13 protein-coding genes are annotated in these 13,712 nt (G+C 62.1%); 3 read left to right on the forward strand and 10 right to left on the reverse strand.

The genetic code is table 11. The annotated features are described in order from the left end of the window. The first annotated feature begins 24 nt into the window (after positions 1–24). Both tagQ and TU82_RS11365 read left to right on the forward strand, forming a co-directional pair. Complete coding sequence (tagQ, locus tag TU82_RS11360) at positions 25–948, forward strand: type VI secretion system-associated lipoprotein TagQ (RefSeq protein WP_057723303.1); 924 nt, start codon at positions 25–27, stop codon at positions 946–948. Positions 949–1,072: 124 nt separating this feature from the next. Then, complete coding sequence (locus TU82_RS11365; RefSeq protein WP_057723695.1) at positions 1,073–1,447, forward strand: hypothetical protein; 375 nt, start codon at positions 1,073–1,075, stop codon at positions 1,445–1,447. Between the two features lie 46 nt (positions 1,448–1,493). Here the strand turns inward: TU82_RS11365 and TU82_RS11370 are convergent, their stop codons facing one another. The 7 genes from TU82_RS11370 to exbB form a co-directional block, all read right to left on the reverse strand. After that, positions 1,494–1,739 carry a DUF6124 family protein gene (locus TU82_RS11370; protein ID WP_057723304.1) on the reverse strand — a complete coding sequence of 82 codons (246 nt, stop codon included), beginning with the start codon at positions 1,737–1,739 and terminating at the stop codon, positions 1,494–1,496. A 489-nt stretch (positions 1,740–2,228) separates the two neighbouring features. Then, positions 2,229–3,629 (reverse strand): aminoacyl-tRNA deacylase and HDOD domain-containing protein, encoded by a 1,401-nt coding sequence (locus TU82_RS11375; protein ID WP_057723696.1) that lies wholly within the window; start codon positions 3,627–3,629, stop codon positions 2,229–2,231. Positions 3,630–3,835: 206 nt separating this feature from the next. Then, a complete protein-coding gene (gene recG / locus TU82_RS11380; RefSeq protein ID WP_057723305.1) occupies positions 3,836–5,911 on the reverse strand; it encodes an ATP-dependent DNA helicase RecG in 2,076 nt (691 codons plus the stop codon). An 8-nt stretch (positions 5,912–5,919) separates the two neighbouring features. Then, the gene (locus TU82_RS11385) at positions 5,920–6,840 is read right to left on the reverse strand and encodes a hydrogen peroxide-inducible genes activator (RefSeq protein WP_057723306.1); all 921 of its coding nucleotides are present in this window, start codon (positions 6,838–6,840) and stop codon (positions 5,920–5,922) included. A 155-nt stretch (positions 6,841–6,995) separates the two neighbouring features. After that, positions 6,996–7,742, reverse strand: a complete 747-nt coding sequence (locus TU82_RS11390) for an energy transducer TonB family protein (protein WP_057723307.1) — start codon at positions 7,740–7,742, stop codon at positions 6,996–6,998. After that, positions 7,739–8,164, reverse strand: a complete 426-nt coding sequence (gene exbD, locus TU82_RS11395; protein WP_003195519.1) for a TonB system transport protein ExbD — start codon at positions 8,162–8,164, stop codon at positions 7,739–7,741. Before exbD ends, TU82_RS11390 begins: the two co-directional genes overlap by 4 nt. 6 nt (positions 8,165–8,170) lie before the next feature. Further along, positions 8,171–9,145, reverse strand: a complete 975-nt coding sequence (exbB, locus tag TU82_RS11400) for a tonB-system energizer ExbB (RefSeq protein ID WP_057723308.1) — start codon at positions 9,143–9,145, stop codon at positions 8,171–8,173. Positions 9,146–9,334: 189 nt separating this feature from the next. On the opposite strand from exbB, the gene TU82_RS11405 reads away from it, so the two are divergent. Continuing rightward, positions 9,335–10,186, forward strand: coding sequence for an SDR family oxidoreductase (locus TU82_RS11405; RefSeq protein WP_057723309.1), 852 nt, complete (start codon positions 9,335–9,337; stop codon positions 10,184–10,186). 218 nt (positions 10,187–10,404) lie between these two features. Here TU82_RS11405 and TU82_RS11410 read toward each other — a convergent pair whose 3' ends face one another. Genes TU82_RS11410 through spoT form a run of 3 tightly spaced genes read right to left on the reverse strand, consistent with a single transcriptional unit; the run spans position 10,405 to position 13,712 of the window. Next, a complete protein-coding gene (locus TU82_RS11410) occupies positions 10,405–11,145 on the reverse strand; it encodes a hypothetical protein (protein WP_057723310.1) in 741 nt (246 codons plus the stop codon). 56 nt (positions 11,146–11,201) lie between these two features. Next, a complete protein-coding gene (locus tag TU82_RS11415; RefSeq protein ID WP_003176922.1) occupies positions 11,202–11,582 on the reverse strand; it encodes a RidA family protein in 381 nt (126 codons plus the stop codon). 24 nt (positions 11,583–11,606) lie between these two features. Continuing rightward, the gene (gene spoT, locus TU82_RS11420; protein ID WP_015886535.1) at positions 11,607–13,712 is read right to left on the reverse strand and encodes a bifunctional GTP diphosphokinase/guanosine-3',5'-bis pyrophosphate 3'-pyrophosphohydrolase; all 2,106 of its coding nucleotides are present in this window, start codon (positions 13,710–13,712) and stop codon (positions 11,607–11,609) included.

The following is a 13,712-nucleotide window of genomic DNA, read 5'->3' on the forward strand; positions in this document are numbered from 1 at the left end:
CAACACTTAATAGAGATCACACCTATGCTTTTTTCCCGTAAGTCGGTTTCCAAGCGTCACCTGCTGCTGATCGCGGCCGGTTTCAGCACCGTGTTGACCGGTTGCGCTACGTCGCCTTCGTCCAAGGTCGCGTCGAGCACCAAGGTTGAGTACTACCCGAACTGCTACGAGCCGGTGCAGCACCTGCGCGCTACCGATTCGAACATGACCAAGTCGGTCGTGACCGGCGCCGCTATCGGTGCGGCCGGCGGTGCATTGCTCGGCGCCCTGACCGGCGACAAGGAAAAGCGCGGCCGCAACGCGGCTATCGGCGCAGCGGGCGGTGCCCTGGCGGGTGGCGCGGCGGGCTACTACACCGAGCGTCAGAAGCAGATCGCCGATGACAATCAGCGCATTGCATCCTACTCCACCGACTTTAACAAAAGCGCCTCTGACATCGACCGCAGCACCGCCTATGCCAAGGCTTCGCAGCAGTGCTACCAGAGCGCGTTCACCAAGCTGGTGACAGACCGCAAGGCCAAGACCGTCAACGACACCGAAGGCCGCAAGCGCCTGGCGGAAATCGTGGCCGGCCTGAAGGAATCCAACGACCTGATTGTTGCAGTCAACGGCAAAGCCAGCGAAGACCTGAACAACTACACCCAGGCCTACGAGAAAGACCTGCAGCAGGTTGGCGTGCAGCGTAATGACGTAGTCACCGTCGCCACTGCCGACACCACATCGGTCGCGCCGCCGGCCAAAGGCAAGAAAGTCGTCAAGCCGGCGAAAAAGAAAGTGCTGCCAGTGGTGCCACAAGAAGCGGTGACCACCGAGAAGAGCATCCAGACCGTGCAGGCCAAGCAAGCTGAAAGCAAGCAGGTCGCCAGCGCCGGCAAGGCTCAACTCGAAGGCAGCTGCCGCGATCCGAACCTGGCCGACTGGGCACCGGTGCCTTGCCCTAACGTTTAAGTAACATGTTGCTATAAGCGTTAAACGCCAACCGATCTCCCGCTAAAGCGCGAGATCGGTGGCGTTCCTCCTGCAAATCGTTACACTGCTGCGGCCACTTAATAATTACACCGAGGCCGTGTGCATGAAATTTCGTCTTCTCCTGTGGGTGCTGGGCCTGATGATGGGCAAAGCCAGCCGCACCAATCCCGCCTTCCAGCAACAGCTGGGTGACAAAGACCTGGCCTTCCAGTTGCAGACCCTCGACGGCAAGGTTGCCCGTCACTTCATCGTCAAGGACCAGCGCATCACCAGCCACTCGGGCGTACACCCGACGCCGGCGTTTGCGATTGCGTTCAAGGATGCCGCCTACGGCTTCGCCACGATGCAGGCGAAGAACAAGCAACTGGCGTTCATGACGGGGATTCAGGACAAGTCGATCCAGATCAAGGGCAACCCGGCGCTGGTGATCTGGTTCCAGGGGCTGACCAAGTATTTGAAGCCGAAGAAAAAGAAGTAGGCCTGATCGTTCCCACTCTGCGTGGGAACGATCAGAACTTGATCAATTAGCCCAGTTCAGCTTGCCCCGAGACCGTGAGTACTCGATCAGCCAGCAACTGTGCCAGTTCGATTAACTGCGTGACGCCCAGCAGTTCCTCTCGTTTCGGTCCTTCAAGGTCAAAGGCCAGGTCGCAACTCAGCGCATTGGCCGAGGCGAGTGTTTCGCTGAGGTTGACCAACAGATCTTCAGTGCTGATTCCATCGGCCACGGTAAATAGCCGCATGGGGGGATTTGGGGTGGGTTTGATCATTGTGAAGTTCCTTAATCTAGGTGGAGCTGCCACTGATCGCCGCGATGCGATGGAGGGTGGCAGCTGTGCGCAGGTTCGCGGACCGGAGATTAAGGAAGCCGGCATACCAGAAGGTATCCCGCGCACAGCCACCATAGCGCCGCACAGTAGACGATAAAAAAGCGTCAACTGAAAAGAGGCAATGCTTAATCAATCCGGGCCGCGACGCCCGACCGCTGCGTGTGCAGCGATGTACGGAGACTAGAGATTGAGTGTCCTAGGGGCAACCTCAGCGCCTTGTAAGACGTTTCTGTTTTCCCAGTACCTGGCCGAACGGACAGTTGTTTGGCTTTGCGCCAGCCAAGCCGAAGAAAAAAGTAGGCTTTCAGGGAACCGAGTTGGATTTATCGGGGGCAAGCCCCCTCCCACATTTGACCGGGTTCCAACTGTGGAATACAGGCGAATGTGGGAGGGGGCTTGCCCCCGATAGCGGTTTTACAGGCTACCGATTCAGCCCTGGCTGAACTGGGAGGCCAGTTCGCGCAGCAGCACTTCCGCATCGAGTACTTTGCCCACCACTTCCTCAGCCTTTTCCCGGCTCAAGCCCAGACGCGCCAGTAGCGCATCCGGAATCGCCTCATCCGGCCCGGAACCAATCCCCCGGCTGCGCAACAGGCGCACGGCCAGGCACACCAGGTTCGGGTATTCAGCGTGCTGCCCGTCATAGGTGGGGTCATGCTGGAAACGCAGGGCCGTGGACAGCTCGTCCGGCATGTCCCAGTAGCGCATCAACCACGCACCAATCTGCTCGCGGCTGATACCCAGCAAATGTTGCTCGACATAGCTGTGGCACAGGTGCGGGTTGACCTCCAGGTGCCGGCAGATCAGCGAGAAGTGCGGCGGGAAAACATGGGCCAGCAGCAGGTAGCCGAAGTTATGCAGCAGGCCGGCGAGGTAGGTCAGGCCGGCTTCCGGGCGCTGGGCGCGGGGCATGGCGCGGGTCAGGCCTTCGATCACGGCGGCGGTGTAGATCGACTGGTGCCAGTACGGCGTGGACGGGTGCGGGCGGTCCTTGGGCAGGCTCAGGGTTTTGCCCAGGGCCAGGCCCAGCGCCAGGTTGATCACCAGATCGAAGCCCAGTACGCGCACGATGGCGTCTTCCACCGAGCGGATCTTGCCCGGCGAGGCGTAGTAGGGCGACGCCGCCCAGCTCACCACCTGGGCGGCCAGGGCCGGGTCGGTTTCCACCACGCCGGTGATGTCATCGATGGTGGCGTTGGGGTCGACGCGCAGTTTGATGATCTTCTGCGCGGTATCGGCCAGCGGCGGAATCTCGATGGTCGCTTCCAGGCGTTGCTGAATACGGCGGGCAGTGAAGGCCTGCATCGCCTGGGTGATTTCCTCACGGTCATCATTGGGGCGATCGAGGTTGGGGCGAATCTTGCTCAGCGGCTCGCCGAACTGCGCGGCGCTGGCCTTGGTCAGCATGCTCTTGAAGTGCTCGCTGGCAATTTCCAGCAGCAACCCGGCTTCGCCCGAATGCACCAATAGGCTTGGCTCGTTGAGCAGGCTGCCTTCATACAGGCAAGGCGAGCTGGTGAGCGGTGGCAGGCCCGGCAGCAGGCTCAGTTCATGCTTGCCCATTATTCGCTCGACGCGCTCCGGCGCCACGGCCGTGAGGCGGCGCCCGGTGAGTTCGGTAAGGCGGTTGAGGTCGAGCAACTGGCTCTGGGGAAACAGCACCATGAGCGCGCCGACGGCATCTTCGAGCAGTACCGCCTGGACCTTTCGCGCAGGGTTCAGGCCAGGCTGGTCGATGACTTCCGTGTAGGGAATGGCGAGCTTTGCGAGCAGCGCCCGAATGACCGGCGGGGCGGTCAGTGGGGCTGTAGCGAGGGCGACTTCTGACATGGCCTGATCCAATTTCATACAGTCACCGAAGTATAACCAGCTTGTTACACCTGTTGGTTGACTAACTTTGGTTTGTGATCGGGTGCGCGGCCCCTGTAGGAGCGAGCTTGCTCGCGAAAATCGTTAACGATAACGCTTGCATTCTGGATGACCGCGTCGTCAGGGTGGTTTTCGCGAGCAAGCTCGCTCCTACAGGGGGGAGGGCGTCAGACCTGGCCGTATTGCTGTCCATGCCGCAGCCAGCGGTTGAGCAGCGGGCTGACATGCTCCGGCCAGCGTTCCAGCAGGGCTTGCGCCGCATCGCGCACAGCGGGCAACAGGTCGGCATCGCGCATCAGGTCGGCGACCTTGAATTGCAGCAGGCCGGTCTGGCGGGTGCCAAGCATTTCGCCCGGGCCGCGCAGCTCGAGGTCTTTTTCGGCGATGACAAAACCGTCGTTGGTTTCGCGCATGATGCCCAGCCGTTGGCGGCCGATCTGCGACAGCGGCGGGTGATACAGCAGCACGCAATGGCTGGCGGCGCTGCCCCGGCCGACGCGGCCGCGCAGTTGGTGCAGTTGGGCCAGGCCCAGGCGTTCGGGGTTTTCAATGATCATCAGGCTGGCGTTGGGCACATCCACCCCCACTTCGATCACGGTGGTGGCCACCAGCAATTGCAGGTGGCCGGCCTTGAATTCGGCCATCACCGCAGCTTTTTCGACCGGTTTCATACGGCCGTGGATCAGCCCGACCTTGAGCTCGCCAAGGGCGCTGGTGAGGTCTTCATAGGTGGTTTCGGCGGCCTGGCAGGTCAGCTCTTCGGACTCTTCGATCAGCGTACACACCCAGTACGCCTGGCGGCCTTCGGCGCAGGCGCCGCGTACGCGTTCGATCACTTCGACGCGCCGCGTGTCGGTGACCAGCACGGTGTTGACCGGCGTGCGGCCGGGCGGCAGTTCGTCGAGGATCGAGGTGTCGAGGTCGGCGTAGGCACTCATGGCCAATGTGCGTGGGATCGGCGTGGCGGTCATGATCAACTGGTGCGGGTTCATGCGCCCACCCACGCCTTTCTGGCGCAGGGCCAGGCGCTGCTGCACGCCGAAGCGGTGCTGTTCGTCGATGATCACCAGCGCCAGGTTCTTGAACCGCACTTCGTCCTGGAACAGCGCATGGGTGCCCACCACCATGGGCGCGCCCGCGGCGATTTGCTCGAGGGCGGCCGCACGGTTCTTGCCCTTGAGCTTGCCGGCCAGCCACGCCACTTCCAGCCCCAGCGGCTCGAGCCAGCGTTTGAACGTGATGAAGTGTTGTTCAGCGAGAATCTCGGTCGGCGCCATCAGCGCGACCTGGTAACCGGCTTCCAGGGCCTGCAACGCGGCGAGCGCGGCGACCACGGTCTTGCCCGCGCCCACATCGCCCTGGATCAGCCGCAGCATGGGTTCCTGCTGGCTGAGGTCGTAGGCAATTTCGTTGCCGACCCGTTGCTGGGCGCCGGTGGGCGCAAAGCCCAGGTTGGCCAGGTATTGCGCGGGCAGGCGTGTGGCCTTGGGCATCGCCGGCGCGCGCAGCGAGCGCATGCTTTCGCGCAGGCGTTGCTGGGACAGTTGATGGGTCAGCAATTCTTCGAAGGCCAGGCGATGCTGCGCCCAGTGATGGCCGAGGGCGAGTTCGTCGACATCGGCGTCGGCCGGCGGGTGGTGCAGGTAGCGAATCGCATCGGCCAGCGGCGCCAGTTGGTAATCGCGCGCCAGCTCCAGCGGCAGCCAGTCGGGCAGGCTTTGCGGGCCGAGCATCGTCAGGGTCTGCATGCACAACTGACGCAGGCGTTGCTGGGTGAGGCCTTCGGTCAGCGGGTAGATAGGCGTGAGGGTGGTGTCCACCGGCGGTGGTTCGTCGCCGGTGATGGCGCGGTACTCCGGGTGATAGATCTCCAGGCCCGAGGCACCGGGCCGCGCCTCGCCGTAGCAGCGCACGCGGGTGCCACGTTTGAGGCCTTCCTTTTGCGCATTGCTGAAGTGATAGAAGCGCAGGCTCAGGCCACCGGTGCCGTCCTGCAGGCGCACCACCAGGCTGCGGCGCTTGCCCATCACCACGTCAGCGCCGCTGACGGTGCCTTCGATCACCGCGTCCTGGCCGGGACGCAAGTGGCCGATGGGCACGACGCGGGTGCGATCCTGGTAGCGCAGCGGCAGGTGGAACAGCACGTCCTGAAGGTTTTCCAGGCCGACCTTGGCCAGTTTCTCGGCCATGGCTTCACCGACACCCTTGAGTGCCGTCACCGGCACCTGCGACAGCTCTGTCATACCGTTACTTAGCTCGCAGCAGGCGGTTTGGCCACCGAGCACAGGCGGATCGAGTCGGCAAGGATCTCGATCGCTTTGGGCCGCGGGAAGCTGGCGCGCCAGGCGATGGCCACGGTGCGGAAGGGCACCGGTGGCGTGAGTGGGCGCACTTCGATCACGCCGGGGGCGTAGTGATGGCTGTCTACCGCCGACAACGGCAGGATCGAAATGCCCAGGCCGGACGCGACCATATGGCGAATGGTCTCCAGGGAGCTGGATTCCACCGTGGTGTGCTTGGCACCGTCGTTGCCCTTGGTCAGGGTCGGGCAGGCTTCCAGCACCTGGTCGCGGAAGCAGTGGCCTTCACCGAGCAGCAGCAGGCTCTTGTCGTTGAGCAGGCCGGCATCAATGCTGTCTTTCTTGGTCCACGGGTGGGAGGCCGGCATCAATACGTAGAACGGCTCGTCGTAGAGCGGCAGTGTCAGCACGTCCGCTTCGTTGAACGGCAGGGCGATGATGATCGCGTCCAGCTCGCCGTTGCGCAGTTTGTCACGCAGCACGTGGGTGAAGTTTTCTTCGATATACAGCGGCATCTGCGGCGCGACGCGGTGCAGTTGCGGGATCAGGTGCGGGAACAGGTAGGGGCCGACCGTGTAGATGGCGCCGACCTTGAGCGGTGCAGTCAGCTGGTTCTTGCCGGCCTGAGCCAGTTCGCGAATGCTTTGTGCCTGTTCCAGTACCTTCTGGGCCTGGGCGACGATGCCTTCACCCACGGGGGTCAGGCGCACGGCGCTCTTGCTGCGCTCGAAAATCAGCACACCGAGTTCGTCTTCAAGCTTTTTCACGCCCACCGACAGCGTCGGCTGACTGACGTGGCAACGCTCGGCCGCGTGGCCGAAGTGCTGTTCCTGGGCGAGGGTCACGATGTAGCGTAATTCTGTAAGAGTCATAGCGGGCGTCCATGAGGTGCAGGCCAAGCATACCGGCTGCAATCGATAGACGCACGTTATCAGAACTTTGCTGGGGATTGAGCGGGGAATGCCGGGAATTTTGCTGAAGCAAGAAAGCGATGTGGGAGGAAACTGGCCCCTCCCACAGTGCCCGGCTAGCGGCGACGCTTGTCGATGTTGTAAACGAACGGTGCGACGAGTTCCACGCTGCCGTTTTTCAACAGGTCGGCGGGCGGCTTGGGCAAGGGTTGAGCCTTGCGGATCATGTCCAGCGTCGCGCGGTCCAGGTCGGCGTTGCCGGAGCGGCCCTCCAACTCATAGGACAGCACGTTGCCTTCGCCATCCACCACGAAGCGCAGGCGGTTCATGCCTTCCTTGCCACGCTGCTGCGCGCCCGGCGGATACTTCTTGTACTTCTGCAGGTGTGCCAGCAGGGTACTTTGCCAGGATGCCTGAGCGGCCAGCTGTTGTGCCGATGGGCCGGGAGCAGGCTGCGCAGATTTTTGCGCGGGTGCATTGCTCGGCGGCGTATCGCTCGGTGGCTCCTCGGACGGTTTCTCCTTGGGCGGCTCGGGCTTCTTCTCCACCGGCTTGGGCGGCTGTGGCTTGGGTTTGGGCTTGACCGGCTTGGGCACCTGGATCGTTGGCTTGGGCGCCTCGGCCAGTTTCGGCAGAGGCAGCTCTTCGACCGGTGGTGGCGGAGGCGCTACGACCTTGGGCGGTGCCGGCGGCGGCGGTGGCGCCGGCAGGGGCGCCAGATCAATGACCATCGCGGCCGGCGGCAACTGGATCGCCTGCGGCGCGGACCATTGGAGCGCGATGATAATCGCGACGGCATGCACGCCCAGCACGACTGCGAGGCTGGTGCCATAACGCGTCAGTTTGTGGCGCGTCGTGATCATTTCTTGGCTGCCGTCTCAAGTCCGACCAGGCCTACCTTGAGGTAGCCGGCTGCCCGCAGGGCATCCATCACGCTCATCAGGTCGCCGTAGTCCACGCCCTTGTCGGCCTGGAAGAAGATCGTCGTGTCTTTCTTGCCCTGGGTCTTGGCGTCGAGCACCGGCCCCAGGGTTTCAGCCTTGACTTCTTCTTCACCCAGGAACAGGCGTTGGTCCGCCTTCACGCTGAGGAAAATCGGCTTCTCCGGCCGTGGCGCCGGCTTGGCGCTGGAGGCGGGGAGGTCAACCTTGATATCCACGGTGGCCAACGGTGCGGCCACCATGAAGATGATCAGCAGCACCAGCATCACATCGATAAACGGCGTGACGTTGATTTCGTGGTTCTCGACGAGTTCGTCGTCGCCTTGATTCAAATGCAGGCCCATGGCCGATTACCCCACTTTCACCATATGCGGTTGCGAGCTGCGCTCGGGAGGCAGGTGATCGAGGTCGCGGCTGACCAGCAGCAGCACTTCTGCCGAGGCATCCGACACCTGGGCTTTGTAGCCGGCAATCGAACGGGCGAAGACGTTGTAGATCACCACCGCTGGAATCGCGGCAACCAGGCCCAGGGCGGTAGCCAGCAGGGCTTCGGCGATGCCGGGGGCGACCACGGCGAGGTTGGTGGTCTGGGTCTTGGCGATGCCGATGAAGCTGTTCATGATGCCCCACACGGTACCGAACAGACCGACGAAGGGGGCGGTGGAGCCGATGGTCGCCAGCACGCCGGTGCCGCTGCTCATGTTGCGACCGCAAGCCGCCACCAGACGCTCCAGGCGGAAGCTGACACGTTCCTTGATGCCTTCTTTTTCGCGGGTGTTGGCCGACAGTCGCATTTCTTCCAGCGCGTCGTGCACCAGGGTGTTGGCCAGGGTGCCCTTTTTGGTCGCGGTTTCGCTCGCTTCCTTGAGGGTGGTGGCTTTTTTCAGGTGGACGATTTCAGTGCGCAGGCGACGCTTGGCGCCCAGCAGCTCGAAGCCTTTGGCGATCCAGATGGTCCAGGTGATGATCGAGGCGATGGCCAGGCCGATCATCACGGCTTTCACCACCACGTCGGCATTCTGGTACATGCCCCACGGGGACAGGTCGTGTGCCATGCCCAGGGTGTTGTCTTCTTCCAGCACGACGCCGGTTTCGCTGGCAGGCGCTGCAGCCTGGGCCGGGTCGGTAGCGGTTGGCGCGGCGGCAGGCGCAGCCGGGGTGGTGGCATTCTGCTCGGCAGCGGCTGGAGCGGCAGGTGCGGTGGCATCAGCGAAAGCGGCGGTCGGCGCCAGCAGCACGCTGAACAGCATCGCAGCGATCGCACGCCAGGCGCGGGATGGGCTGTGAGGCATGGTTGGCGAAGCGGGGTTTGTATTACGTGTCATGCTGGCCGGACCTGAGTGAAAATAATGAGTGATCGTCCTGCCAGACCCCTGCGGGTCGAGGACAAATGGGCGGTTATTATTGCAAGTAATTCTTGTTAACTAAAGTGGCAGTGTTACTTTATTTCGCTTTTTACTGGCCGTTGATCCTCTCGCGCGGCTAATCTGCGCCTTTGAGAATGGAGTTTTAAGATGTCTGCGCCTTCTGTTGTGATTGCCGGTTGCGGCGATGTGGGTGGTCGGCTGGCTAGCCAATTGCTGGCCGGAGGATGGGAGGTCCATGGCCTGCGCCGCGATATTTCACGCCTTCCCGACGGCGTGATCGGCATCGCTGGCGACCTGTTCAATAAAGACTGCCCTGAGACCTGGCCGATCGGCGGGGTGGATTACCTGGTGTACTGCGCGGCGGCCACGGACCACGATGAGGCCGGCTATCGCGCAGCCTATGTGCAGGGTTTGAAGCATGTGCTGGAGTGGCTGACGGATTACGGTCAGGAGCCCAGGCATTTGTTGTTCGTGTCCAGCAGTAGTGTGTATGGACAGCAGAATGGCGAATGGGTCGACGAAACCTCTGAAACCCAGGCGAAAGGTTATTCCGGCCAGGTCATGCTCGAAGCCGAGCAGGTTGCGCTCAACAGCGGCATCCCGGCGAGCGTGGTGCGATTGACCGGCATTTACGGCCCGGGCCGTGAGTGGCTGTTGACCCAGGTTCGCCAGGGTTACCGCGTGGCGATTGATCCGCCTTTATATGGCAACCGGATTCACGCGGATGACGCGGCGGGCTTGCTGGCGTTTTTGTTGCGTCATGTGGAGCAGGGCGGTTCGCTGGACAAGGTGTATATCGGTGTCGACGACGCTCCGGCGCCATTGGCCGAGGTGGTGGGCTGGTTGCGTGAGTATCTGGGTGTGACAGAGTGGTCCGAGGACGCCAGTGTGCGGCGGGCGGGCAGTAAACAATGCAGTAATGCACGGGCCAAGGCGCTGGGTTGGGCGCCGACATACCCGACTTACCGGGAAGGCTATGCAGCTATTTTAAAAGGCTGAATACGATTAAAGGGTGGGAGGGGGCAAGCCCTAATGCCAGTCAGTTAAGCGTACACCGCCGTCTGTAGGAGCGAGCTTGCTCGCGAAAAACTCACAGGCACCGCGTTCATTCAGAAAGCACGCGTTATCGTTGACGTTTTTCGCGAGCAAGCTCGCTCCTACAGACTGGCATTAGGGCAAGCCCCCTCCCACATTTTTAACCTGCGCTGGGGCTGCGATTATCTCTCAAGCAACCACTGGCGAGGGCCTTGGGTGAACTGAGGCACGTCATCCGCTTGCGCCGTGTTGATCGCCTGGAAAATCTCCAGTTGCTTGCCCTTGCGCGCAAAGATCCACGGGTTGCCCACGCCGTTCAGTTGCAGCCAGATGCTGTCATAACCGCCGCTCATCGAGGCGCAATCGCCCGCCAGGCACAGGGAGTAGCGGTCCACCCCAGGCAGGCCGACAATCTTGCCGTCAGCCTGGAACTGTACCGTGGCGCCATTGCCGACTCCGTCGGTGATCTTCCAGTCTCCGCCCATGTAGGCCGCATAGAGCGCCCGCTCGAAGTTGGCGCCCAGTGGCGCACCGTCCGGAGCCGGATCCTTGGGGCGCATGAACAGTTGCTCGGGCTCATTGTCGTTGGCCACTTGCAGCAGCTTTTTGCCTTTGCGCTTGAGCTCGGTGGCCGAGCTGCCGTAGAAGTCCACGCTCCAGGCGCCGGGCTTGTCGGTCTGCAACTTGCCTTCGGCTACTTCAAAACCGTTGTAGTAGCGTGCCTGCAAGGCCTTGGTGTTGACCTCCCATTCGAGGTTCGGGCCAAAGGTCTGCAGGGCTTCGCGCAAAGGGCCGCCCTTGGCTGCCGCATCGATGGCGGCCTGGTTGATCCAGGTCCCGCTGACATCCAGATTGGCAGGGTTGCTGGCACAGCCGCCGAGCAGCAGGGCGAGCAACGACGAGGCTACAAGCGCTTTGCGCATGACTAAATCCTTCTGAAACGAAGTCGGCGCAGCTGTTGAAGCTACGCCGGGTGTCTTTATTCGATGACCAGAATCGCGTCCATTTCAACCTGCGCGCCCTTTGGCAGGGCAGCCACGCCGATGGCGGCGCGGGCCGGGTACGGCTGTTCGAAGTATTTGCCCATGATCTCGTTGACCTTGGCGAAATGGCTCAGGTCGGTCAGGAAGATGTTCAGCTTGACGATGTCCTTGAACGAACCGCCAGCCGCTTCAGCCACGGACTTGAGGTTTTCGAAGACCTGTACGGTCTGTGCTTCGAAGCCTTCCACCAGTTCCATGGTCTTGGGGTCCAGCGGGATCTGGCCGGACATGTAGACGGTGTTGCCCGCCTTGATCGCCTGGGAATAAGTACCGATGGCGGCCGGGGCTTTGTCGCTGGTGATTACTGTCTTGGTCATGAATGACTCCTTGTAATGGATCGGTTATGCACGCATGCGGGTGATGCGGATCACACCGGTCAAGGCGCGCAGTTTCTTGATCACGCGGGCCAGGTGCACGCGGTCGTGGACGCTGACCACCAGCTGGACCACGCTGATGCGCCCATCGCGCTCGTCCATGCTGATTTTCTCGATATTGCCGTCGGCCGCGTTGACGCTGCTGGCCAGCAGGGCGATCAGGCCGCGCTGGTGTTCCAGCTCCACCCGCAGCTCGACATTGAATTCGCCGGTGACATCCTTGGCCCATGAAAGCTGGATGCATTTTTCCGGGTTGTGACGGATTTCGGTGATGTTGCGGCAGTTGTCCAGGTGCACCACCATGCCTTTGCCCGCCGACAAGTGGCCGACAATCGGGTCGCCCGGGATCGGTGTGCAGCATTTGGCGTAGCTGAGCACCAGGCCCTCGGTGCCGCGAATCGCCAGCGGGCCTTCCGGGCTTGGCAACTGTTCGCCTTCGCCCAACAGGCGGCGGGCGACCACGTAGGCCATGCGGTTACCCAGGCCGATATCTTCCAGCAGGTCTTCGATGGTTTCCTGACGATATTCGTGGAGCATCGCTTGCACCCGCTCCTGCGGGATCTTGTCCAGGGCGCTGTCGAAACCGTTGAGCACCTTGTTCAGCAAGCGTTCGCCGAGGCTGATGGACTCGGAGCGGCGCTGCAATTTCAGGGCATGACGAATGTGCGTGCGCGCTTTGCCGGTGACCACGAAGTTGAGCCAGGCCGGGTTGGGGCGCGCGCCCGGAGCGCTGACGATCTCGACCGTGGAGCCGCTCTGCAGCGGTTCGGACAGCGGTGCGAGACGACGATTGATCCGACAGGCAATGCAGCTGTTGCCCACGTCGGTATGCACCGCGTAGGCAAAGTCGACCGCCGTGGAGCCTTTGGGCAGCTCCATGATCCGGCCCTTGGGTGTGAACACGTAGACCTCGTCCGGGAACAGGTCGATCTTCACGCTTTCGATGAACTCCAGGGAGTTGCCCGCACGTTGCTGCATTTCCAGCACGCCCTTGACCCACTGGCGGGCACGGGCATGGGTGCCCTTGGGCTGCTCGTCGCCGCTGGACTTGTACAGCCAGTGGGCGGCGATGCCGTTGTTGGCCATCTCTTCCATTTCGCGGGTGCGGATCTGGATCTCGATCGGCACGCCGTGCATACCGAACAGCGTGGTATGCAGCGACTGGTAGCCGTTGGCCTTGGGAATCGCGATGTAATCCTTGAAGCGGCCCGGCAGGGGTTTGTACAAATTATGCACAGCGCCCAGCACGCGGTAGCAGGTGTCGACCTTGTCGACGATGATCCGAAACGCATACACGTCCATGATCTCGTTGAAGGCCCGGCGCTTGCCGCGCATCTTCTTGTAGATGCCGTAGATGTGTTTCTGCCGCCCGCTGACTTCGCCTTCGATCTCATCGATCGCCAGGCAATGGCTCAGGGACTCTTCGATCTTGTTGACGATTTCCTTGCGGTTGCCCCGGGCGCGCTTGACCGCCTGGTAGATGCGCGCCGAGCGCATCGGGTGCATGGCCTTGAAACCGAGGTCTTCGAATTCGATACGAATGGCATGCATGCCCAGCCGGTTGGCGATGGGCGCGTAGATTTCCAGGGTTTCCTTGGCGATGCGCCGGCGTTTTTCGCCGGAGAGCACTTCCAGCGTGCGCATGTTGTGCAGCCGGTCGGCCAGCTTGACCAGGATCACGCGGATATCGCGGGCCATGGCCATGGCCATCTTCTGGAAGTTTTCCGCCTGGGCCTCGGCCTTGGTCTCGAAGTTCATCTGGGTCAGTTTGCTGACCCCGTCGACCAGTTCGGCCACGGTTTCGCCAAATTGCGCGCTGAGCGCTTCCTTGGCGATGCCGGTGTCTTCGATCACGTCATGCAGCATCGCGGCCATCAGGCTCTGATGGTCCATGTGCATGTCGGCAAGAATGTTTGCCACCGCAAGCGGATGGGTGACATACGCCTCGCCGCTACGGCGGCGTTGGCCGTCGTGGGCTTGTTCGGCGTAGAAATACGCTCGGCGGACCAGGTTGACCTGGTCGGGACCGAGGTAGGTCGATAAGCGATCGGCGAGGGCGTCTATGCTCGGCAA

It is taken from the genome of Pseudomonas orientalis, assembly GCF_001439815.1.
Lineage (GTDB): Bacteria > Pseudomonadota > Gammaproteobacteria > Pseudomonadales > Pseudomonadaceae > Aquipseudomonas > Aquipseudomonas orientalis.

Coding starts and splice junctions, on each gene's coding strand:
- tagQ (WP_057723303.1), top strand. CDS start 25: ATGCTTTTTTCCCGTAAGTCGGTTTCCAAGCGTCACCTGCTGCTGATC.
- TU82_RS11365 (WP_057723695.1), top strand. CDS start 1,073: ATGAAATTTCGTCTTCTCCTGTGGGTGCTGGGCCTGATGATGGGCAAA.
- TU82_RS11370 (WP_057723304.1), bottom strand. CDS start 1,739: ATGATCAAACCCACCCCAAATCCCCCCATGCGGCTATTTACCGTGGCC.
- TU82_RS11375 (WP_057723696.1), bottom strand. CDS start 3,629: ATGTCAGAAGTCGCCCTCGCTACAGCCCCACTGACCGCCCCGCCGGTC.
- recG (WP_057723305.1), bottom strand. CDS start 5,911: ATGACAGAGCTGTCGCAGGTGCCGGTGACGGCACTCAAGGGTGTCGGT.
- TU82_RS11385 (WP_057723306.1), bottom strand. CDS start 6,840: ATGACTCTTACAGAATTACGCTACATCGTGACCCTCGCCCAGGAACAG.
- TU82_RS11390 (WP_057723307.1), bottom strand. CDS start 7,742: ATGATCACGACGCGCCACAAACTGACGCGTTATGGCACCAGCCTCGCA.
- exbD (WP_003195519.1), bottom strand. CDS start 8,164: ATGGGCCTGCATTTGAATCAAGGCGACGACGAACTCGTCGAGAACCAC.
- exbB (WP_057723308.1), bottom strand. CDS start 9,145: ATGACACGTAATACAAACCCCGCTTCGCCAACCATGCCTCACAGCCCA.
- TU82_RS11405 (WP_057723309.1), top strand. CDS start 9,335: ATGTCTGCGCCTTCTGTTGTGATTGCCGGTTGCGGCGATGTGGGTGGT.
- TU82_RS11410 (WP_057723310.1), bottom strand. CDS start 11,145: ATGCGCAAAGCGCTTGTAGCCTCGTCGTTGCTCGCCCTGCTGCTCGGC.
- TU82_RS11415 (WP_003176922.1), bottom strand. CDS start 11,582: ATGACCAAGACAGTAATCACCAGCGACAAAGCCCCGGCCGCCATCGGT.